Origin of the sequence: Rhizobium jaguaris (assembly GCF_003627755.1) — a bacterium.
Lineage (GTDB): Bacteria > Pseudomonadota > Alphaproteobacteria > Rhizobiales > Rhizobiaceae > Rhizobium > Rhizobium jaguaris.
In genome coordinates this window covers 4,337,577-4,359,482 of sequence record NZ_CP032694.1, presented here as the reverse complement: position 1 = coordinate 4,359,482, position 21,906 = coordinate 4,337,577, and the positions used below count along the sequence as shown (strand labels likewise).

Genomic DNA, 21,906 nt, shown 5'->3' with positions numbered 1-21,906 from the left:
GACATTTCCTTTCAGTAAGTTTCTTTGGTTACGGTCCCAAATCTTGGGCATTCGGGACCGTACGGTTCGTGTCAGCGTTTGAGGCCGGCGGTCGCGATGCCGTCGATCAGCAGCCTCTGGAAGAACAGGAAGATCAGGAAGACGGGGATCAGCGAGATGCTCGACATCGCGAACAGGCTGCTCCAGTCGGAGCTTCCCGTCGAGTCAACGAAAGAGCGTAGACCAAGCTGCACCGTGTAGGTGTTGATGTCGGAGAGGTAGATCAGCGGGCCGAAGAAATCGTCCCAGGTCCAGATGAAGGAGAAGATGGCGGCGGTGGCGAGAACCGGCAGCGACAGCGGCAGCATGATGCGCCAATAGATGCGCCAGGGGCTGCATCCGTCCATCATCGCCGCCTCATCGAGTTCGCGCGGAATGCCGCGGAAGAACTGCACCATCAGGAAGATGAAGAAGGCATCGACCGCCAGGAATTTCGGCACGACCAGCGGCAGCATGGTTTTCACCCAGCCGAGCTTGAGGAAGAGGATATATTGCGGGATCAGCGTCACATGATAGGGCAGCATCAGCGTGCCCAGCATCAGCGCGAACCAGAAATTCTTGCCCCAGAAATTCAGCCGCGCGAAGGCATAGGCGGCGAGCGAGCATGAGATCACGTTGCCGATGACGGAGAGGACGGCGATGACCACCGAATTCCAGACGAAGGTACCAAAGGTGACCTGTCCACCGAACCAGCCGCGGGCAAAGGAGCTGAAATCGAACTGCGACGGGATCAGCGAGGCGGTGCCGAAGATTTCGTTCTGGTCTTTGATCGAGCCGGACAGCATCCAGAGCAGCGGGTAGAGCATCACGATCGATGCGCCGACCAGGGCAACATGGATGATGAGGGACAAGAACCAGGGCCGTTCGCGCGGCGGGTTCAGATCGTCGGGAAAGTGGGTGAGCTTCGCGTCAGTCATCGTAGTGGACCCAATAACGAGCGGAGAGGAAGGAGAAGGCAGTAAAGACCGCGATGATGATCACCAGGACCCAGGCAAGGGCGGCGGCATAGCCCATGCGGAAATAGCCGAAGGCTTCCTGGTAGAGGTACAGCGTATAGAACAGCGTCGAGTCGATCGGACCGCCGGTGCCGGAGGAGATGACATAGGCCGGCGTGAAGGCCTTGAAGGCATCGATGGTCTGCACGACGGCGTTGAAGAAGATGACCGGCGTCAGCAGCGGCAGGGTGATCTTGAAGAAAATCCGCGCCTTCGACGCGCCGTCCAGGCTGGCCGCCTCATAGAGATCGGTCGGGATCTGCCGAAGGCCGGCAAGGAAGATGATCATCGGCGAGCCGAACTGCCAGATCGCCAGAATGATGAGGGTGTAGAGCGAATAGTTGGGGTTGGAAATCCAGCTCGGGCCGTTGATGCCGAGCACGTACCACAGCAGCGTGTTGACGACGCCGTCGCCATCGAAAATCTGCCGCCAGAGCACGGCGATAGCGACGCTGGAGCCGAGCAGTGACGGCAGATAGAAGATGGCGCGATAGATCGGCAGGCCACGAATGCCGCGGTTGAGCAACAGCGCCACCATCAGTGCGAAGGCCAGCTTCAGCGGAACCGAGCAGACGACATAGAACAGCGTCACCTTCATTGAGGAGATGAACTTGTCGTCGCCTGTGGCAATGCGCGCATAATTGTCCAATCCGACAAGATGCGGCGCCTGCAGCAGGTTATAGTCGGTGAAGGACAAATACAGCGACACGAGCGCCGGCCCGAGGGTCAGGCCGAAGAAGCCGATGAACCAGGGCAGGAGAAACAGATAACCCGGCGCATTGCGCGCAAAGGCGCTCGGCGCTTTCTGATAGGTTTCAACGCGCACTGGCGCGCTCGCGCCGATGGCCAAGCCACCGGCAACGCTGTTGCGGTTTGTACCCACGGTATCAGCCTCGCGTTACGTTTGCCGCCGCCTGTTCGACGAACTTCGTTCCAGCGTCCTGTGCGCTGGTTTTGCCGAAGGCCACTTCCTCGGCGATCTTCTTCAGCAGGAAGGCATTTTCGCCGGCGCCGTTCGGCGGGGACGGCGGCAGCGCCCCGACCTGCGGCGTCAGGCGGCCGATATAGTCGACGACCTGCTTGCTTGCGGCATCGAGATCCGGCGTCAGCAGCCCGCGGATCTTGGACGAAGCGGGAACGCCGCGCTCGACGCCGAGTGCCTTGGTGCCATCGGGGTCTTCCACCAGATAGTTGACGAAGGCGACGGCGGCGTCCTTGTTGGCCGATGTCGCCGAAACCGACATCAGCATCGACGGCTTCAGATATTGGCCGGGTTTGCCGCCGGGGCCGGGGTTCGGATAGGCGAAGATGTCGAGCTTTTCCTTGCCGAGGCCCTGAATGGCGATGAACTGGTTGGAATGGGCGAAGCAAACGGCTGCCTTGCGCAGCGCAATCATGTTCGTCTCGATCGTCAGCTGATCAAGCGCCTGAACATCGGCCGGCACGCAAGCCTTGATGTCGCGCATATGGCCCCAGAAGGCAAACCAATCGGCGGCGTCCTTGGCCTCGAAAGCGAGCTTGCCGTCGTTGGTATAAAGTGCCTTGCCGCGCTGGCGCAGCCAGCACTCGAAAGAGGGTTCGACGCCGCTCGCGTCCTGAGAGCCGTAGAAGCCGCGGCGCTTGCCGGCAGCCGTCACCTTGGCGCAAGCCTCGGCAAATTGATCCCAGGTCATGCCGTCATGCATCGGCTCGACGCCCGCTTCCGCCCAAGCGACAGTATTGACGGCGGCCATGCTGGAATTGACGCCGAGATTGACGCCGTAAAGCTTGCCGTCGACCTTGCCGGAATCAATGTTCGGAGCGCCGAAATCATCGATCGCCAGGCTCTTGCCCATATAGGGTGTGAAGTCGAGCAACGTGCCGCGGCGCGCATATTCAAAGATGTAGCGATAGTCCATCTGGATCAGGTCGGGTGCATTGCCGCCGGCCGTCTGGGTGGCCAGACGTGTCCAGTAATTGTCCCAGCCGAAGGACTCGCCTGCGATGGAAACATCGGCATTCTTGCCCTGATAGGCTTTGATGGCCGCTAGCGTACGATCGGTTCGCTCCTTCGAACCCCACCACAGAAAGCGCATCGAGGTTGCCGCGTTGGCGCGGCCAAGCCCGATGCTGCTGAAAGCAACCGTGGCCGCCATGCCGGCAAGCAATTGCCGGCGATCGATCGTCAAAGTCATCCTGGTCTCCTCCCCAGTTAACCGGTGATTTACGAACTGCTTTGCATGATATAACTATTTGGTTACAAGTTGGATAGAAACGCGACCGCTGTCAAGCGCCAATCGTATCACAATCAAAACGACCCGCGCTGAGGCTGGAGGCGTCCGTTGCGAAAGAGATAGATCGGAGAGGGAGAATGTCCATGGTGGCCAGAGCAACGCAAGGATTTGAAAAATCAGCGAAAGCAGGCGCTTACGGGGGTGCGGAAACGACGCCGAAGAAAGTGCTGCGCAATCCGCAGCGCACCCACGCGACGATCCTGGAGGCGGCGACGGAGGAATTCGCTGCCCATGGCTTCGGCGGCGCCAGAGTGGACGCGATCGCGGCGCGGGCGCAGACCAACAAGCGCATGCTCTATCACTATTTTGGCGACAAGGAGGGGCTTTACCTCGCCGTGCTGGAAGCGACCTATGCGGCGATCCGCAGCGCCGAGAAGAATCTCGATCTTGCCCACCGGGATCCCGAGGAAGGGATGCGGGAGCTTGCGCTGTTCACCTGGCATCATTTTCTCGACCATCCGGAATTTTTGAGCCTGCTTGTTACCGAAAACCTGCATGAGGCACGTTATCTGAAGCGTTCCGACAAGATTTCGGCGATGCATTCGCATTTCATCGACGAGCTCGCCGACGTGCTGCGACGAGGTGAAGCAGCCGGTATCTTCCGGCCGGGCATTGATCCGGTGTCCGTTTACCTTACCATCGCCGCGCTCGGTTTCTTCTATCTATCCAATCGCCATACGCTATCGACGATTTTCGCCCGAAAGCTGACGGCGCCGGCAGCGCTGAAGGCCTGGGGCGAGCACATCGTTTCGGTGACCCTAGCCTCGATCAAGGCCAAATGACTGTCAGAAATTTTCGAAAGGCGATTGACAAATCCGGAGATATCGCGCGATCGTGTAACTATATAGTTACATTGGTTGATCAACCAAGCCTTTGCTTTTCCTGACTCTGGAGGGAGTCGGGCCAGAAATTCCAGGAGGGATCATGAAGCGCGTTGGTATCATCATGCATGGCGTGACGGGACGCATGGGGCTGAACCAGCATCTCATCCGCTCGATCGTGGCGCTTCGCGCTGAAGGCGGCGTGTTGTTGTCGAACGGCGAACGCGTCATGCCCGATCCGGTCCTCGTCGGCCGCAATGCGGCGCGGCTGGAAGAGCTTGCCCGCAAATACCGTATCGAACGCTGGACCACCGATCTCGACGGAGCGCTCGCCGACCCCAACGACACGATCTTCTTTGACGCAGCGACGACTCAGATGCGCGCCGAGCTGATTTCGAAAGCGTTGGATGCCGGCAAGCATATCTATTGTGAAAAACCGATCTCCGACGATCTCGACACCGCGATAGCACTCGCCCGCAAGGCCAAGGCTTCCGGGCTGAAGAACGGCGTCGTGCAGGACAAGCTGTTTCTGCCGGGCCTTCGCAAGATCGCCATGCTGCGCGACAGCGGCTTTTTCGGCAAGATTCTCTCCGTGCGCGGCGAATTCGGCTATTGGGTGTTCGAAGGCGACTGGCAGACCGCACAGCGGCCCTCGTGGAACTATCGCAAGAAAGACGGCGGCGGCATCATCCTCGATATGCTCTGCCACTGGCGCTATGTGCTCGACAACCTCTTCGGGCCGGTGAAGGCGATCAGTTGCCTGGGCGCCACCCACATTCCCGAACGCGTCGACGAGGCCGGCCGCCCTTATATTGCGGATGCCGACGATGCGGCTTACGCCACCTTCGAACTGGAAGGCGGTGTCATCGCCCACATCAATTCCTCCTGGGCCGTCCGCGTCCGCCGCGACGATCTCGTCACCTTCCAGGTGGACGGCACGCATGGCTCGGCGGTAGCGGGACTGACGCGCTGCTGGACCCAGCATCGCGTCAACACGCCGAAGCCGGTTTGGAATCCGGATCAGCCGCAGACCATCAACTTCTTCAACACCTGGGACGAAGTGCCGGACAATCAGGTCTATGACAACGGCTTCAAGATCCAGTGGGAAATGTTCCTGCGCCATGTGCTCGAAGACGCGCCCTGGCGCTACACGCTGACGGAAGGCGCCAAGGGCGTGCAGCTCGCCTCTCTCGGTTTGAAGAGCTGGGCGGAGCGCCGTTGGCTGGATGTCGAGCCGTTGGAGATTTGAAGGATGGTAGCTCCTGAAGCAATGGGATGGTCAGGATATCCCGTGGGTGTCGCATCTACGCGCCTGGCCCCTCACCCTAGCCCTCTCCCCGCCTGTGCGGGGAGAGGGGACGACGGAGCAAAGCAACCGCTCGCGTTTTTCGCGGAAGATTGCTTTTGGCAGGATAGAGCTCCCTCTCCCCGCTTGCGGGGAGAGGGCTGGGGTGAGGGGCCAGGCACGCAGAAGCGGCATGGGCGGACTCGCCTGACAATCACAGGAGCCGTCTGAAGCCATGATCGACCCCTTGAAGATCAGACTTGTCGAGGCCGAGACCTATGAGCGGCCGGTGACATTGCGGCTTCCTTTTCGGTTCGGCGCGGCGACGCTGCGGGAGGCGCGGCAGATTTTTCTGCGTGTCCGCATCGAAGACAATCGCGGCGGCTCGGCGAGCGGCATGGCAGCAGAGCTGATGGTGCCGAAATGGTTCGACAAATCGCCCGAGCTCTCCAACGCCGACAATGAAAACCAGCTTCGCCGCTCGCTGGCGCTGGCGCTGGACGCCTTGAAATGCGCGGGGTTGGGCACGGCTTTCTCGTTGCATTCCGCCGTCGAAGCAACCCACCATGCGCGGGCCGCGGCCGAGATGCTGAACGGCCTGGTCGCGTCCTTCGGCTTGGCGCTCGCTAACCGGGCGGTCCTCGATGCGCTCTGCCGGCTGGAAGGGCTGCCGGTCGAACAGGCGATCAGGGCCAATCGTCCCGGCATCGATGCATCGACGGCGCCCGATCTGGCAGGTTTCGACCTGCCGAGGTTCCTCTCGGGATTGGCGCCGGCCGCGAGCCTTGCAGCGCGCCACACGGTCGGTCTGGTCGATGCCATCAGGACGAGCGACATCCCGGCTGCCGACCGTCTGAACGACGGCCTGCCGGAAAGTTTCGAAGAGGCCATCGACGCCTATGGCCTGACCTTTTTCAAGGTGAAGGTATCGGGTGTTCCCAATGCCGATATCGACCGGCTTTGCCACATTGCTGCTGTCATCAATGCCAAGATGCCGGCCTATTCCGTGACGCTCGATGGCAACGAGCAATTTGTTTCCGCCGAAGCGGTCGCCGATCTGCTGGCGCGCATCCAGGCTGAGCCGCGGCTCGCCCGTTTTGCGGCTTCGATCCTGTTTGTCGAGCAGCCGATTGCCCGTGCGCATGCCTTCGAAAAGCCCGTAGGAGCGCTTGGGGCGTTCAAGCCGGTCGAGATCGATGAATCCGACGCCGATATCAACGCCTTCGTCACGGCCAGACGGCTTGGTTATACCGGCATCTCCTCTAAATCCTGCAAGGGCTTCTACCGTTCGCTGCTGAACCGGGCGCGTGTCGCCAAGTGGAGCGCCGAGGACGGCACAGCCTATTTCATGTCGGCGGAGGACCTGACAACGCAGGGCGGCCTCGCCGTACAACAGGATCTGGCGCTCGCCTCGCTGATCGGCATGACCCATATCGAGCGCAACGGCCACCACTATGTCGACGGCATGGCCGGTGCACCCGAGACTGAGCAAGCGGCTTTCGCACAGGCTCATTCCGATCTTTACGCCGTTCGCGACGGGCGGACGCGGCTGAAGATCGAGGGTGGGAGGATTGCCATCGGTTCGGTCATCGGCGCGATCGGCCTCGGTTCGTCGATCGAGCCGGACTGGAGCGCGATGGAGACGTCTTACTCACCTTCTCCCCACCGGGGAGAAGGTCGCGCGTAGCGCGGGTTGAGGGGGCATTGCACCGTAAGGCTGCCCTCGAATCTGCCGCGCTCCCCCTCATCCGCCCTTCGGGCACCTTCTCCCCGAGGGGAGAAGGAAAAACCAGACTCTGGAGGAACAAATGCCGTCATCGAAGAAACGCTATGCCCTGGTCGGCACGGGCAATCGCGGCGCCACCATGTGGGGCAAGGATCTGGTCGAGCGCTGGAACAATGAGGTCGAGCTGGTCGCCGTTTGTGATCTCAACGCGATGCGGGCCAAGCGCGCGCTGGAGTATATCGGCGCCTCGGTGCCCGTCTATACCGATTTCGACGAGCTGCTGCGGGTCGAAAAGCCGGATCTCGTCATCATCTGCACCCGCGATTCAACCCATGACGATCTGATCGTCAAGGCGCTGGAAGCCGGCGCCAATGTCATCAGCGAAAAGCCGATGACGACGACGGTCGACAAGATCAAACGCATCCTCAACGCCGAGGCACGGACGGGCAAGCGGGTCGACGTGTCCTTCAACTATCGCTTCGCGCCGACAGCAGCGAAGATCAAGGAACTCATCAATTCCGGCGTCATCGGCGATGTCACCTCGGTCGATTTTCATTGGTATCTCGATACCAGTCACGGCGCCGACTATTTTCGGCGCTGGCATGCTTTTGTCGAAAATTCCGGCAGTCTCTTCGTTCACAAGGCGACGCACCATTTCGACCTTCTGAACTGGTATCTCGATTCCGATCCGGAAACGGTGTCCGCCTTTGCCGATCTCAAGCATTACGGCCGCAAAGGCCCTTTCCGCGGCGAGCGCTGTCGCACCTGCAGGTACAAAGACGAGTGCGATTATTATCTCGACATCAGCGCCACACCGCTGCTCGAAAGCCTCTATGAAGAGCCCTCGACGGTCGATGGTTATGTCCGCGACGCCTGCGTCTTCCGCGAAGACATCGATATTCCCGATACGATGGTCGCTTCGATCCGTTACCGCAACGGTGTCAATGTTTCCTATTCGCTGAACACCTACATGCCGATCGAGGGCCACCATATCGCCTTCAATGGCCACAAGGGCCGTATCGAGCTGCGCCAATACGAAAAACAGCATTGGACGACGCCGCCTGCCGACGAGATCGTCGTCATGAAGAATTTCGGCGACGTCGAGCGCATCTGGGTGCCCTATTCCTCGGGTGGCCACTATGGCGGCGACGACCGGTTGCGCAACATGCTGCTGCGGTCCGGGCCGAATGACGAATTGAGACAGCGCGCGGGCTCCCGCGCAGGCGCGCTCTCGGTTCTCTGCGGCATTGCAGCGCTGGAAAGCAGCCGAAGCGGCCAGCAGGTATCGATCGCCGATATCTGGGGTCAGGATGAGGGGCTCAACTTGCTCGAGGCGCGGCCTTAGCAGCTTGCCTTGAGCGTCGGCTCAATTGCAATTGCGCAACTGCGAGGCATAGAGGGCCGACATGCTGGCGACCTTCTGTGCCGTGCGCTGCAGCTCGGCATTGCCACGCCAGGCTCCCTGCTGATAGCCCTTCCAGCCGACATAATAAGCCAGGTAAAGATTATAGGGATCGTTCAGTGCGATGCCGTTCCGCTCATGGCTCTGGGCGTGATACCAGCCGATGAATTCGATCGCGTCAGCGAAGTTGGTCCGGCTTGCGCCCCAGCGGCCTGTGTCTCGCTGATAGTGATCCCAGGCGCCGTCAAGGGCCTGGGAATAGCCGTAGGCGCTCGACGGCCGCGTCCAAGGAATGAAGCCGAGCAGCTTCCTGCGCGGCGGCCGGGCGCGCGGCTGGAAGCCGGATTCGGCATAGATCGTCGCCATCAGGATCGGCACGGGCACACCGTATTCCCGCTCCGTGCGCTCGGCGGCGCGCTGCCAATTATTGAACCAGCCGTCGCGCTGATCGAAGATCGCGCAGACATTGCGGGTATGGGACGGAGCCGTGGCGCAGCCTGCCAACACTGCAAGCAGCAGTACAGCTGCGATGGATAGGATACGGGTACGCATAACTAGAACCTGAGCCTCTTCATTGCTGCGCCGCGCGTCTTGTGGACGCGAATAGAACGCGGCAACAACTTGTTGGCGCATGGTCCTTCCAAAAATTCGAAGCCGAAATCTTGGGGAGCATGCGCAAAGAGATTGCTAGCCCAGAATGATTAAAAACGGGTTTTCCGCGCGTGCCGAAATGGGGCGGTTTGGTGATGATTCCGAGGCTTTACGCCATGCGTGCCAGGTCGTCGCGGCGGATTTCGTAGAGCAGGGGCTTGCCCTCGATGAAGCGGATGACCTCGTCGACCGCCATCTCGCCAAGGCGAGTGCGCTCTAGGCCGACTGCGCCGGCGATATGCGGCGTCAGGAAGACATTCGGCAGCTCGTAGAAGGCGGAGCTTGCCTCCGGGATTTCGGGATCGGTGACGTCGATGATCGCGTCGATGCGGCCGGTTTTCAGCGTCACGAGCAGTGCCTCCTCATCGACCAGTGCGCCGCGCGCCGTGTTGATGAAGGTCGCGCCTTGCTTCATCAGCGACAGGTGGTGGTCGCGGATCATATGCCGTGTCGCGGGTAGCGAAGGGGCGTGCAGCGAAACGATGTCGGCGCGGGCCATCAAGCCGTCGAGTTCAGTCTTTTCGACGCCGAGGCGCCGTGCCTCCGCCTCGCCGACCATCGGATCGCAGAGCAGGATCTTGTAATCGAACGGCGCCAGCAGTTCGATCACCCGCCGGCCGATGCGGGATCCGCCGATGATGCCGATTGTTCGGCCATAGTTGCCGATCGCCTGGCTTTGCATCGACTGCGTGCGGCCGCGGTGACGGTCGGCGACATAGGCATCGCGAAAGCGGAAGACCTGTTTGCCTGCAAAGATGATGGCGGCAAGGGTGAATTCGGCGACCGGCAGGGCATTCGCCTGCGCCGCGTGGCTTACCGATATGCCTTTGTTGAAAAGGCTGTCCTCGATCAGGCCCTTCACAGTACCGGCCGCATGCGCCACCAGTTTTAGATGCGGTGCCTGCGCCAGCACCGCGGCGTCTATGTGCGGCGAACCCCAAGAGGTGATCAGTATCTCCGTCTCGGCAAGCAGCTTTCTTGCTCTTTCGTCGTCAAAGCGCTCCATAGGCGCGGCATCGAGGACGCGGCCGACCGTATCGAGCTGCTGGACTAGTTCCGATGTCAGGACATGCTGCGTGCGCGACGGCATCATGGCGAAGGCGATGGCGGGCCGATTGGAAGCAGGTGGTGTCATGCCAGCCGTCCCGGCGCTTCGATGGCGCTGACGGTGACGCCCTTTTCGGCGATCAGCGCGCGCAAGGCATCGATATCAGGTTTTGCCGGCGGCTTCGTCCAGGCGCTGGAGACGGCGGCGGGATCGTGCTCGGCGAGGATGGCGGAAACGAGAATGGTTTCGCCCGCGGGAATCGCAGCGCGCAACTGTGGCACCAACGTTTTTGCGACGATCAGATTGGTGTTCGGCGGCGCTTTTTGCGCCAGGCCTTCGCGCGGGACAGTCGAGCCGAGATCGAGAATGCCGCTGAAATCCGTCTCGCCGACGACGTAGGCCGCGCCTTTCTGCGAGGAGAGCGTATCGGCCTCGAAATCCCGCCGGGCAATGGCAAAGCCACCTTCGGCGGTCTGCAGCGGCCGCGGCGTGACGATCTTGTGCAGGCGGACATGCCAGGGTGCTGCGGGGATTAGCCAGGTTTCGACGGTGACATCGGGCCAGGGAGACCACTTGGCGTAGAGGGTATCGCCGGCGAGCTTCGCCTCTCCATTGGACTCACGGACGCGGTAATGCAGGCCATCGTCGCTGAAGGCGAGCATGCTGTCGAAGGCGCCGCCGGCAAAGGCGCGCTCATCACTTTCGACGCTGAATCCATAGCGGGCGGAATAGGCGAATTTGGCGTATTTCTCCGGGCCGAAGCGCATCTGCAGGTTTTCCTGGCCGGAAGACAGCGCCACGACATCCGCTTTGCCATGCATCATCACCATGCCGGGATGCTTGAGCGGCACGATTGCAGGCTCAGTGACCGGCGGCTTTTCCTCGGCGGTCCAGAAGGGATGCGTCTCGGGGAGGGCCAGCGGCAGGAAGGCCTTGAAGGCCCAGTAGGGGGAGCCGGCGGAATTATAGTTTTCCGACATCAGGAGGTTGGGATAGCCGTAGCCGATCGGCAGTGTGCCGTCGCGATTGGCGATCGGCTTGTCGGCCCACCAGCGCAGGTGGCGCAGGCAAAGCCCCTTGATCTCGCCCCAGGGGAGCGCCTCGACATCGGCAAAGGCGAGCGCCGACCAGAAGCCGGCGCAGGCGAAGCGATAGGTCAGGCTCCGGCCGAAGGGCACGGTGGCGCCGTCAGGCGCGAACCAGTGGCGGAAATCTTTGGCAAACAGGACTGCGCGTTCGCGGTAGCGCTTGGCGCGGTCGTCGTCGACGAGCTTGGAATAGATCAACCCGTAGAAATGCACGGCGAAGGGTATGTAATGATCGATGCGCCGGACATTGCCGTCGCGATACCAGCCATCGGCGATATAAAGTCCGTCCAATTCCCTGAGGTAGTCCTCCGTCAGCCTGCGATCGAACTCAGCGCCGAGCCGGTCGAGGGCGATATCCACGAGGACACGGAAGAATTTCCAATTGTTGTCGGCATAGTCGAAGGTGCGCGCATGCTTGAGGTAGGCGATGAGATTGCTGCGGGCCCTGTTATCGAGCGGCTCCCAGATCTTGTCCGGCACCAGGGCAAGCGCAAAACCGAGGGCGGCGAGTTCGACCATGCGCTGATCGCGGCCGTTGACGGTACCCCAATATTCCGGATGGCTGGGATCGACGCCATTGGCGATCCCTTCGGCATAGCGCGCCCAATGCGCAAAGTCGCCGCCGCCAGCGCCGAGCGGCGCGAGGCCCCAGAGCGGACGCGCAAAACCCTCGAGATCGGCGGCGGCGCGATCGAAATGCGCGCCGGCGGCATCGATGCGAACGCGGGCATTGCCCTTCGAAAAATAAGGCAGAAGTGGATAGAACAGGTCGATCAGCGCGCGGCGCATATCGGTGCGGTTTTCCAGCGGATTGCCGGCGAGCGGGTTGGTGCTGGCGGGGTCGTAGGTCATCGGTCTGGCTCTTCTTCGGTCGTTGCCGCTAAAGATGCGGGATCAGGTTTCGGGCGGGAGGGTACCGCCGGGGACGGGTACGACGGCATGGCAAACTTGGCGCGCGGGCGCCTCGCGATTGCGGAAGCGGGCGGTCATCACGCCAATGGCTTCGCGTCCGATGGCGACGCGGTCGACGCGCATGGTGGCCAGGCGCGGATTGGTCATCAGCGCGCACGGCAGATCGTCGAAGCCGACTATGGCAAAATCATCCGGCACGCGCAGACCGGTTTCCATGATCGCTTCGAGCACGCCGACCGCGACGAAATCGTTCATGCAGAAGGCCGCGGTAAAGCTGCGATCCTCTGCTAGGGCGGCGATGGTGGCGGCATGGGCTTCGGCGCTGGCACTGCCTCGGAACGTCAGCGGGACAAGCCGGCCCTCACCACCCTCGACGGAAGCAATCGCTGCTTCAAAGCCACGGATGCGCTCGAGAATGGTCTGGCGATGCGAACCGGTCAGATGCAGGATGCGGCGATGGCCGGCGTCGATCAGCCGGCGGGTCGCCGCATAGGCGCCAAAGAAATTCGAGGGGGAGACGCCGTCGAAGCGCAGTCTTGAATCGGTACCGTTGACGAGCACGACCGGCGTGCCGCTGTCCTCCAGCCAGATGCGCAGCTCGTCGGAGGGGTCGATACCGACGAGAAACAGACCCTCGGCTCCCGCCGTCTGGAGATACTCTCTGACATTGTCCGGCGCCGTCCTCGCTTCGCGGACGAGACGGATGTCGAACGGCATGCCGCGTTCGGCCGCTTCGGCGCGCAGGCCCTCGACAATGCCTTCGTAGAAGACGCTCAGGCCGCCCGTGACGCTGTCGCTGGCGATCAACGCCAGCGCGGCCGACATGGTTTCCGCGGCCTGTTTCAGGGGATAGCCGAGGTCACTCGCAACCTTGAAGATGTGTTGGCGGATCGCGTCGCTGATCCCAGGCTCATTGGTCAGTACCCGCGACACCGTCGAGACGGAGACGCCGGCCCTGCTAGCAATATCGGCTTGCCTGATGCGTTTGGATCGAATTTCACTCATGCAGCAATAGTTATGCAAAATCATGCAAATTTGCAAGAAAAAGATTGTTTATTGCGCTCCGCAAATAAATTGCATATCTTCATATGGAATGCATCCGCAGAAGGCGTCGGGAGATCGTCGCGGATAGCAAATCATGGGTATCGCAAGAGAAGGAGGAATCTCATGCGCATGAATCGCCGTTCATTCATGATTGGAACCGCCGGAGCCGCCGCAGGCCTTGCTTTCGGTGCCGGCGGATCACTTCCCGCCTTCGCCGACTCGACGCGATTGCGGGCGACATGGTGGGGTTCAGCCGATCGTAACAAGCGTACGGTCGCTGTCGCCGAGCTGTTTCACACCAAGAATCCCGATATTTCCGTTGTCGGCGAAAGCATTAGCGGCGACGGCTACTGGACCAAGCTCGCGACGGCCATGGCCAGCCAGGACATTTCCGACGTCTTCCAGCTCGAGCCGAGCACAATATCGGACTATTCGAAGCGAGGCGCATGCCTGCCTCTCGACCAGTTCGTGCCCTCGACGCTGAAGGTGGACAGTTTCGGCAAGGATATGCTGAAGCTGACGACAGTCGACAACAAGCTCTACGGCGTCGGCCTCGGTTTGAATTCCTTTGCGCTGTTCTATGATGAGGACGCCTTCAAGAAGGCCGGCCTGACGCCGCCCGGTTCAACCACGACCTGGGCAGAATATGCCGATCTGGCGGTGGAAATGACCAAGGCGTCCGGCAAGCGCAGCTATTGGGGCGGCCCTTACGGCGCGCGCTACAACTATGTCTTCGATGCCTGGCTGCGCCAGCGCGGCAAGAGCCTCTACACGGACGAGGGTGGTCTCGGCTTCGGTGTCGACGATGCCAAGGAATGGTATGCCTATTGGGAAGATCTGCGCCAGCGTGGCGGTACGGTTTCCGCCGATGTGCAGACGCTCGACCAGAACGTCATCGAGAGCAATAGCCTGGCGCTTGGCAAATCGGCCATGGGCATGGCCTATTCCAACCAGCTCATCGGCTATCAGCTCGTAGTCAAAAGCAAGCTCGCCATCACGCTTCTGCCGCGCGAAAAGAAGGATGGTCCTTCCGGCCACTACTACCGCCCCGCTCTGATCTGGAGCGTCGGCGCCACCACCAAGAATGGCGAAGCCGCTGCGAAATTCATCGACTTCTTCGTCAATGATATCGACGCCGGCAAGATTCTCGGCGTCGAGCGTGGCGTGCCGATGTCGCCGGCCGTTCGCGCCGCCATCCTGCCGACGCTCAATCCGACCGAGCAGCAGACGGTGAAATATGTCGATCTATTGAAGGATCAGGTCGGTGCCTATCCCGTGCCCGCACCGCTCGGCTCGACCGAATTCGACCAGAACGTCATGCGCCCGGTCGCAGATCAGCTCGCTTTCGGCAAGATCACGGTTGCCGAAGCAGCGCAGAAGCTGGTGGACGAGGGGAAGGCAAAGCTCAAAAGGAGCTAATCGATAGCTAGCTATATAGGTGCTGGTCAGGCGATTTCCGGTTTGTCGGAACTCCTCGCCTGGCCCCTCACCCCAACCCTCTCCCCGCAAGCGGGGAGAGGGAGCTTATCGTGCTTAGCGCGCTCGGCCTTCCCGTTGTGAGCAGGGCTGAAAATCAGGCGAAAAAGTCGCGATCGTCCTCGGCGAGATAGCGCTTGGCTTTTTCCGGGATGAGATCGACGCCCATGCCGGGGCGATCGATGACATCGATGAAGCCGTTCTTGACGATCACCTCCGGCAGTCCTTCGACGATGTCGTACCACCAGTCGGGATCGCCGGTCGTATATTCGAAGGCGATGAAGTTGGCGGGAAGCGTGGCCGAAACCTGTATCAAGGCGGCCAATCCGAGCAGGCCGTTGGCGGTGCCATGCGGCGCGAACAGGATCGAATGCAGGTCGGCATATTCGGCGATCCATTTGAGCTCGGCGATGCCGCCGACGTCGGCCGGATCGGGGCCGAGCACGTTGACGGCCTGGGTTTCGATCAGCTCCTTGAAGTTCTGGCGCAGATAAATCTGCTCGCCGGTGTGGATCGGCGTGGTGCTGACGCGGGTCAGTTCGCGGTAGACTCCGGCGTTGACCCAGGGCGTATAGTCGCCGGTCAAGAGGTCTTCGATCCAGAGCAGATTGTAAGGCTCCAGCATGCGGGCCAACCGGATGGCGTCGGGCAGCATCCAGCCGGGGCCGCAATCTAGCGCCAGACCGATCGTGTCGCCGGCGACCTCTTTCATGGCGGCGACGCAATCGACGAAATGACGCAAGCCTTTCTCCGTGATCGGGCCGCGGTCGAGCGCACCGTGGAAGGGGCTGGCGTTCGGTTCGCCGTAGTAAAAATTCGGAATCTCGCGTTTCATCGGCGAATGAAAGCCGATCGGTTGTTTGATGATGGTGAAACCCTCAGGCAAGGCCATCATCTTCTTGAGATCGTCCGCGAGGTCTTCCGGGCGGTGGCCGGCGAGCGGGAAGCGGATGGAGCCGTTATAGACGCGGACGCGGTCGCGCACTCGGCCGCCGAGCAGCTTGTGGACGGCGACGCCTGCCGCCTTGCCGGCGATATCCCAGAGCGCCATTTCGATGACGCTGACCGCCGAACCCCAAGGTTTAAAGCCGCCACGCTGGCGGATCTTCAGCACGCAGCGTTCGACATTCGTCGGGTCTTCGCCGATCAGCGCGTCGCGAAAGGCGAGAATGTGCGGTTTCAGATAGGGCTTCCAGGTCTCTGCCTGGCCGTAGCCGGAAATGCCTTTATCGGTGACGATCCGCACGATCGGGCTCTTGCCGATGATGGCGCATTTGACGTCGACGATTTTCATTGCTCCTCCTGTTTCGTCTTGGCGCATGATCTGATCCAAAAATCGCTTCACGGTTTTTGGGATCACGCGCTGGTAGCTGTTAGACCGGCATGGCCTCGCTCATCGCCCGCGCTGCGTCGATGGCAGCAATTCGGATTTCCTCCATGCGGCTCGGTTCGGCCCCCGCCAGGAACGGCACGCTGATCGCTGCCGCCAGCCGTCCCGTCTTGGTGAAGACCGGGGCGGCAAAGGCGTGGATGCTCGGGGCGTTTTCGCCGCGATCCTGTGCCCAGCCGAGACGTTTGATGCGGACAAGCTCGCTTGCCAGCCGCTTCGGATCGGTGATCGATTTCGGCGTGTAGCCGATCAGCGGCTTGGCCAGCCAGATGGCCAGCTCGTCCGCCGGCAGATGCGCCAACAGCAGCTTGCTGGCCGCGCCGGCATGGATCGGCATACGTTGGCCGGGGGCTACGGTCAGTGCATATTCGCGTCGCCCCTGCGAGGCTGCCACCACCAATATGCCGTCCTGGTCGATCACCGAAAGCTTGCTGCCTTCGCCGAGCTCGGCCGAAAGCCGGTCGAGGAAAGGCTGGCCGATGGCGGCGATATCGATGTCGCTGACGCTGGCGACAACATGCGAGGCGAGCGTTAGCAGTCGTCGGCCAAGCGTGTAGCTGCCATTGTCGTCACGGCGCACCATGTCGTGGCCCTGCAGCGTGTTGAGGATACGGTAGATCGTCGTGCGCGGCAGGGAGAGTTGCGCCGTCAGCTCGCGGATCGTTGCGCCGTTCGATCGCCGTTCGAGCTGGCCGAGCACATCCATCATGCGGTCAATGACCGGTATCGTGTGCTTCGACCCTGCCGTTTCATTCGTATCATCAATCATTCAAACTTGATCTCGCAGGCGTTGACATTTCTTTGGTCATCCCATTACCATGCATTATTGAACAGAGGAAGTTCAAATATGGATAAGTCGACCTGATCGTTTTATCCGGGAGCGGCGCCGTCAGAGTCCGTTCCATGCGAGGAGGAAAATCACGATGGAAAGAGATACGGCCGCGATTGCCGACAAAGCCGCGCGTTTCAAAAAGCTCTATACCGCGGCGGTCTACGACATTCTCGACGAGATGGGCCTGCCCAATCAGTGCATGGACCTCGGCATTCGGGGGCTCGACCGCTCGATGCGCATTGCCGGCCCGGCTTTCACCGTCAAGGTCAGCGCCGACGTGCGCACCGACGAGGAATACGATATCGAGGAAGTGAAGACCTTCACCTTCTTCCGCAAGATGTATCCGGGCTGCGTGGTGCTGATCGCGGGCGCAGGCGAACGTCATTCCGGCCATTGGGGCGAGCTGATGAGCACGGGCTCGAAGAGCCGCGGCGCCACCGGCATCGTGGTCGACGGCGGCATTCGCGACGGCAATATCCTGATCGGCATGGAGGATTGGCCGGTCTTTACCCGCTATCTCTCGCCGATCGAGTCGCGCACGCGCACGCGCATCAGCGGCATCGAAGTGCCGATTGCGGTCACCGGCACGCTGACCGCGCAGATCCGCGTCAACCCTGGCGACTGGTTGTTCGGCGACATGGACGGCGTGGTTGTCATCCCGGCCGATAAGGTCGACGCAGTGCTGGCACGTGCCGAAGAAATGATCGCCATCGAAAATCGCTCCCGCAACGAGATCCGCGCCGGCGGCGATGTCGCCGATGTCTATGCCAAATACGGCCGTCTCTAAATCAAAAAGTTAGAGCGGGATGTCGCCCGAAAACCGCGCACAGTTTTCGGCATCCCGCTCTGAGGCGAAAACAGCATGACATCAACGCAAGCCCTTGCTTGCGTATGGGGAGGAGCCATGAAAATCACGGCACAGAAGGTCTTCGTCGCCAACGTCTCGCGCACCAATTTCGTCTTCGTCAAGCTTTACACCGACGAGGGCTATGAAGGTGTGGGCGAAGCGACGCTCGAATGGAAGACAAAGACGGTCGTCTCGGCACTGGAGGAGTTGGAACGCGTGCTGATCGGCCGCGATCCCTTCGCGGTCGATGCGATCATCGAGCAACTGCATCGCGACTCCTATTGGCGTACGGGGGCCGTGTTTCGCACGGCGCTCGGCGCCACTGAGGCGGCATTGCTCGACATCAAGGGCAAGGCGCTCGGTGTGCCGGTGTTTGAGCTGCTGGGCGGCAAATATCGCGATCGCGTGCAATGCTACGCCAACCATTGGTTTTTCGGCGCGACAACGCCGGATCAATATGCCGAGAATGCACGCAAGGCGGTCGCCATGGGCTACAGGGCGCTGAAATGGGACCCGTTCGATGTCGCCGACCTCGAAATGGACCGCAAGCAGCGCCGCCAGACCATCGATATCGTCGCAGCCGTTCGAGATGCCGTCGGCCCCGACGTCGATCTGATGCTCGACGTGCATGGTCGGCTCAACGTGCCGACCGCGATCGCCATGTGCCGGGAATTGGCGCCCTACGACCTTAGATGGATCGAAGAGCCGACACCGCCGGAAAGCATCGATGCGCTGGTCGACGTCCGTGCCCACAGCCCCGTGCCGATCGCCGCCGGCGAGCGCTGGTTCGAGCCGGGCAAATTCCTGGAAGCCCTGAACAAGAAAGCCATCGACATCTTGCAGCCCGACGTTTCGCATGCCGGCGGCATGGGCGAGACCAAGCGAATTTCGCATATGGCGCATCATCATCTCATCCCTGTCGCGCCGCACAATCCGGTCGGCCCGGTCATGAATGCCATGACGCTGCATATGTCGGTGGCGGTGCCGAATTTCTCGATCTTCGAGACGGTGTCGGTCGATGTGCCCTGGCGAAAGGAGCTGGTCAACGAAACGCTGCAATTCGAGGATGGCGCCATTCTCGCGCCGACCGCGCCCGGCCTCGGCGTCGAGCTGATCGAGGAGGCTTGTGCGCGTTATCCTTACGCGCCCTACAACGTGCCGCTCTTCGACGGCAGCATGAACACCAGCGGTGTCGCGACCGGTGCGGCAACACTTTCGAATGCGCCGAAGACGTGAGCCACGCCAGGGAATTGACAGTGAACCGCTCTTGTCGCAAGTTTACTAAAGAATTGACGAGTTTCAAATTTGAACTAGTTGGTCGGGAATACCAGCATCGTCTTGGGAGGACGTGGTGAGGGTGGGTCTGACACTCAGCGGCGATCGGTTGACCGAGGAGGGTGCGCGTTATGCCGCCCAGCTCGGGGTTGGTGACGTTGTGGTGCATCTCACCGATTATGCCCGCAATTCGGAAGGCGATCCCTATCGCGAGGGCGTCGGGCCGATCAACGGCGAGTGCATCGACGCGCTGCGTTGGAGCTATGAGCGCATGTCCGACATTGTCGCGATGTGCGCCCGCCACGGCCTCAAGGTCGCGGCGATGGAAAACATCTCGCCGAATTTCTGGTCGGATATCCTGCTCGACGGGCCGAAGAAATTTGAGCAGATGGATGGGTTGAAACAGCTGGTGCGCGATGCCGGTCGGGCCGGCATTCCCGTCATCGGCTACAATTTTTCGCTCGCCGGCGTCTGGGGCTGGCAACAGAAGCGCATCGCCCGCGGTGGTGCCATGACCGCCGTCTTCGATGCGGACGAATTCGATGCGCAAAGCCCGCTTCCGGACGGCATGGTCATGAACATGCGCTATCGTCCGGCAATCCCCGGTGTGGCGCCGGTGACGGTCAGCGAGCCGGAGCTTTGGGCACGGTTCGCCTGGTTCCTGAAGGAATTGGTGCCGGTTGCCGAGAAGGCCAATGTGCGGCTTGCCGCCCATCCCGACGATCCACCGGTGGAGCGGTTGCGCGGTACGGCGCGTCTCGTCAACAGTCACGCCAAATATGAACGGCTGCTGGCGCTCGCGCCAAGCACGGCCAATGCGCTCGAATTCTGCATCGGCTCGCTCGCCGAGATGGCCGAGGGCGACATTTACAGCACGACGCGGCATTTCGCCCGCGCCGGCGCTATCGCCTATGTGCATTTCCGCAACGTGCGCGGCAAGGTCCCGCACTATGTCGAGACCTTTGTCGATGATGGAGACGTCGACATGGCCGAGATCGTCCGGGTGCTGCGCGACGAAGGGTTTGAGGGCGTCATGGTGCCCGATCATGTGCCGGCGCTGGATTGTCCGGCGCCCTGGCATGCAGGCCATGCCTATACGGTCGGTTTCATGAAGGCCCTGACGATGAACGCCGATGCGCTCGGCCCGGCGCGGTCGCGGGAGGTGGCCTCATTTGAAGGGGAGAGGGCCGCTTCATAGAGCAAAGCCAGTGTCTGGCCAGAGGAAAAACGGCGGCGATCGTGCCGTCTATAGAGGAGGAGACGATGAGCAAATACAGAATGGCGGCCTTCGCGGCTGTCGCGTTTTCGGCGGCGTCGCTTTTGAGCAGCGTGGCCATGGCCGGCGAAGTCGTCTGGTGGACGCCCAACTGGGGGCAGCCGCGCGCCGAGAAACTGGCCGCAGATTTCCAAAAGGCCAATCCAGGCATTACCATCAAGCTTGAGATCACCACCTCCAACGGCCTGCCGCAGCGCATCCTGACCGCGCTGCAATCGGGCGCCGCACCTGACGTCATTGAAGTGCAGCATCCCTGGGTGCAGGGCTATGCGCAGTCGGACCTCGTATTGCCGCTCGACGACGTCATTCAGGACAAGGACGATTACAACAAGGCCGCCATCAACTACGACACCTATGACAGCAAGCTCTATGGCATCCCCTATCGCATCGAATGCGTCGGCGTGATGTATAATCTCGATGACTTCAAGGCTGCCGGGCTCGATCCGGCCAACCCGCCGCAGACCTGGGATCAATGGGCCGACGCCGCCAAGAAAATGACGACCGGCGGCAAATTCGGCATGGCGATCACCGGCGGCGGCGAAGTCGGCAATACCGTCACCCGTCTGCTGCCGCTGATCTGGATGAATGGCGGCAACGTCATCAGCGCCGACGGCAAGACCGCCGTGGTCAACTCGCCGGAAGCCATTGCGGCGGTGAAGTTCTACACCGACTTCTACAAGAATAAATATTCGCCGGATTCGACGCTCCAAAACGATGGCATTGCCAACCGCCAGCTCTTCATCGCCGGCAAGGTGTCGATGTATCAAACCGGGCAGTATGACGTTGCCCCGATCCGCCAGGCGAACGCCAAGATCAATCTCGGTGCCATGGCGACGCCGCATCCGGAAGGCAAGCAGACTGCCGGCGTCATCGGTGGCTGGAGCTTTGTCATCCCGAAAGACGCCAAGAACCCGGATGACGCCAAGAAGCTCCTGCAATTCCTGAACACTTCGGACAATCAGGGCTTCTTCACCGACACCTTCCCGGCCCGCGTCTCGGCGCTCAAGCTGCCGCGCTTCCAGGATCCGATGCTGAAGCAGTTCGCAGCGATCCTGCCCTACGGCCGGCCGTCTCCGAACACGCCGCATTGGGTGCAGATCAGCCAGGCACTGTTCGATGGCGTCCAACGCGTTCTTTCGGGCGACCAGGACCCGAAAGCCTCGATGGACCAAGCCAATGACGAAATCCAGGCGCTGCTGGATAGCTGAGAGTGGGCGGTTCGGAAGTACTTCAACGATGCGTATTGGTGATGGGGAAAGACAGGTGAGTTTCCGATTGCCGCAGCTTTTTGCATGGCCCCTCACCCTCACCCTCTCCCCGCAATGCGGGGAGACGGGACTAATCCGCGTTTGCAGCGCGTTAGTGCTTTGATCTGGCGCGGTAAACCTCCCTCTTCCCGCATCGCGGGGTGAGGGCTGGAGTGAGGGGCCAGGCACAGGCTTGCGGCATTGCCAAACTTGCCTGACTAGCCGCCGAGACACCCACCTCGTTCGAGCAAAGCAGGGCCCCGAAGCCTCGGAGCCGGC

18 protein-coding genes are annotated in these 21,906 nt (G+C 61.2%); 9 read left to right on the top strand and 9 right to left on the bottom strand.

Translation table 11 applies throughout. From position 1 onward, the window contains the following. Positions 1–71: 71 nt before the first annotated feature. The 3 genes from CCGE525_RS21205 to CCGE525_RS21195 are packed head-to-tail and all read right to left on the bottom strand — an operon-like array spanning position 72 to position 3,208. A complete protein-coding gene (locus CCGE525_RS21205; protein ID WP_120706018.1) occupies positions 72–956 on the bottom strand; it encodes a carbohydrate ABC transporter permease in 885 nt (294 codons plus the stop codon). Further along, positions 949–1,884: a carbohydrate ABC transporter permease gene (locus CCGE525_RS21200; protein WP_414128284.1), complete on the bottom strand. Its 936-nt coding sequence runs from the start codon at positions 1,882–1,884 to the stop codon at positions 949–951. The genes CCGE525_RS21205 and CCGE525_RS21200 overlap by 8 nt, the downstream gene beginning before the upstream one ends. 37 nt (positions 1,885–1,921) lie before the next feature. Continuing rightward, positions 1,922–3,208, bottom strand: a complete 1,287-nt coding sequence (locus CCGE525_RS21195; RefSeq protein ID WP_120706016.1) for an ABC transporter substrate-binding protein — start codon at positions 3,206–3,208, stop codon at positions 1,922–1,924. Positions 3,209–3,390: 182 nt separating this feature from the next. Between CCGE525_RS21195 and CCGE525_RS21190 the strand changes: the two genes are divergently transcribed. The 4 genes from CCGE525_RS21190 (at position 3,391) to CCGE525_RS21175 (ending at position 8,484) form a co-directional block, all read left to right on the top strand. Then, positions 3,391–4,089 carry a TetR/AcrR family transcriptional regulator gene (locus tag CCGE525_RS21190; protein WP_120706015.1) on the top strand — a complete coding sequence of 233 codons (699 nt, stop codon included), beginning with the start codon at positions 3,391–3,393 and terminating at the stop codon, positions 4,087–4,089. A 142-nt stretch (positions 4,090–4,231) separates the two neighbouring features. Further along, positions 4,232–5,377 (top strand): Gfo/Idh/MocA family protein, encoded by a 1,146-nt coding sequence (locus CCGE525_RS21185; protein WP_120706014.1) that lies wholly within the window; start codon positions 4,232–4,234, stop codon positions 5,375–5,377. Between the two features lie 271 nt (positions 5,378–5,648). Continuing rightward, positions 5,649–7,100, top strand: a complete 1,452-nt coding sequence (locus tag CCGE525_RS21180) for an enolase-like domain-containing protein (protein ID WP_120706013.1) — start codon at positions 5,649–5,651, stop codon at positions 7,098–7,100. A gap of 121 nt (positions 7,101–7,221) precedes the next feature. Next, positions 7,222–8,484 (top strand): Gfo/Idh/MocA family protein, encoded by a 1,263-nt coding sequence (locus tag CCGE525_RS21175; RefSeq protein WP_120706012.1) that lies wholly within the window; start codon positions 7,222–7,224, stop codon positions 8,482–8,484. A 21-nt stretch (positions 8,485–8,505) separates the two neighbouring features. Here the strand turns inward: CCGE525_RS21175 and CCGE525_RS21170 are convergent, their stop codons facing one another. From CCGE525_RS21170 to CCGE525_RS21155, 4 genes are all read right to left on the bottom strand, one after another. Beyond that, positions 8,506–9,093 carry a transglycosylase SLT domain-containing protein gene (locus CCGE525_RS21170; protein ID WP_120706535.1) on the bottom strand — a complete coding sequence of 196 codons (588 nt, stop codon included), beginning with the start codon at positions 9,091–9,093 and terminating at the stop codon, positions 8,506–8,508. Positions 9,094–9,301: 208 nt separating this feature from the next. Continuing rightward, entirely contained in the window at positions 9,302–10,327 is a 1,026-nt protein-coding gene (locus CCGE525_RS21165) for a hydroxyacid dehydrogenase (protein WP_120706011.1), read from the bottom strand. Beyond that, positions 10,324–12,180: a DUF2264 domain-containing protein gene (locus CCGE525_RS21160; RefSeq protein WP_120706010.1), complete on the bottom strand. Its 1,857-nt coding sequence runs from the start codon at positions 12,178–12,180 to the stop codon at positions 10,324–10,326. The genes CCGE525_RS21165 and CCGE525_RS21160 overlap by 4 nt, the downstream gene beginning before the upstream one ends. A gap of 42 nt (positions 12,181–12,222) precedes the next feature. Continuing rightward, positions 12,223–13,245 (bottom strand): LacI family DNA-binding transcriptional regulator, encoded by a 1,023-nt coding sequence (locus CCGE525_RS21155; protein WP_120706534.1) that lies wholly within the window; start codon positions 13,243–13,245, stop codon positions 12,223–12,225. A gap of 162 nt (positions 13,246–13,407) precedes the next feature. Here CCGE525_RS21155 and CCGE525_RS21150 point away from each other — a divergent pair, with 162 nt between their 5' ends. Then, the gene (locus CCGE525_RS21150; RefSeq protein WP_120706009.1) at positions 13,408–14,703 is read left to right on the top strand and encodes an ABC transporter substrate-binding protein; all 1,296 of its coding nucleotides are present in this window, start codon (positions 13,408–13,410) and stop codon (positions 14,701–14,703) included. 154 nt (positions 14,704–14,857) lie between these two features. Here CCGE525_RS21150 and CCGE525_RS21145 read toward each other — a convergent pair whose 3' ends face one another. Further along, positions 14,858–16,054, bottom strand: coding sequence for a mandelate racemase/muconate lactonizing enzyme family protein (locus CCGE525_RS21145; protein ID WP_120706008.1), 1,197 nt, complete (start codon positions 16,052–16,054; stop codon positions 14,858–14,860). 79 nt (positions 16,055–16,133) lie between these two features. Next, complete coding sequence (locus CCGE525_RS21140) at positions 16,134–16,919, bottom strand: IclR family transcriptional regulator (protein ID WP_120706007.1); 786 nt, start codon at positions 16,917–16,919, stop codon at positions 16,134–16,136. Positions 16,920–17,073: 154 nt separating this feature from the next. Between CCGE525_RS21140 and CCGE525_RS21135 the strand changes: the two genes are divergently transcribed. The 4 genes from CCGE525_RS21135 (at position 17,074) to CCGE525_RS21120 (ending at position 21,588) form a co-directional block, all read left to right on the top strand. After that, positions 17,074–17,769, top strand: coding sequence for an RraA family protein (locus CCGE525_RS21135; RefSeq protein WP_120706006.1), 696 nt, complete (start codon positions 17,074–17,076; stop codon positions 17,767–17,769). A 117-nt stretch (positions 17,770–17,886) separates the two neighbouring features. Further along, entirely contained in the window at positions 17,887–19,065 is a 1,179-nt protein-coding gene (locus tag CCGE525_RS21130) for a mandelate racemase/muconate lactonizing enzyme family protein (RefSeq protein WP_120706005.1), read from the top strand. A gap of 115 nt (positions 19,066–19,180) precedes the next feature. Beyond that, the gene (locus CCGE525_RS21125) at positions 19,181–20,302 is read left to right on the top strand and encodes a mannonate dehydratase (RefSeq protein WP_120706004.1); all 1,122 of its coding nucleotides are present in this window, start codon (positions 19,181–19,183) and stop codon (positions 20,300–20,302) included. Between the two features lie 65 nt (positions 20,303–20,367). Continuing rightward, positions 20,368–21,588, top strand: a complete 1,221-nt coding sequence (locus tag CCGE525_RS21120; RefSeq protein WP_120706003.1) for an ABC transporter substrate-binding protein — start codon at positions 20,368–20,370, stop codon at positions 21,586–21,588. The last annotated feature ends 318 nt before the right edge of the window (positions 21,589–21,906 follow it).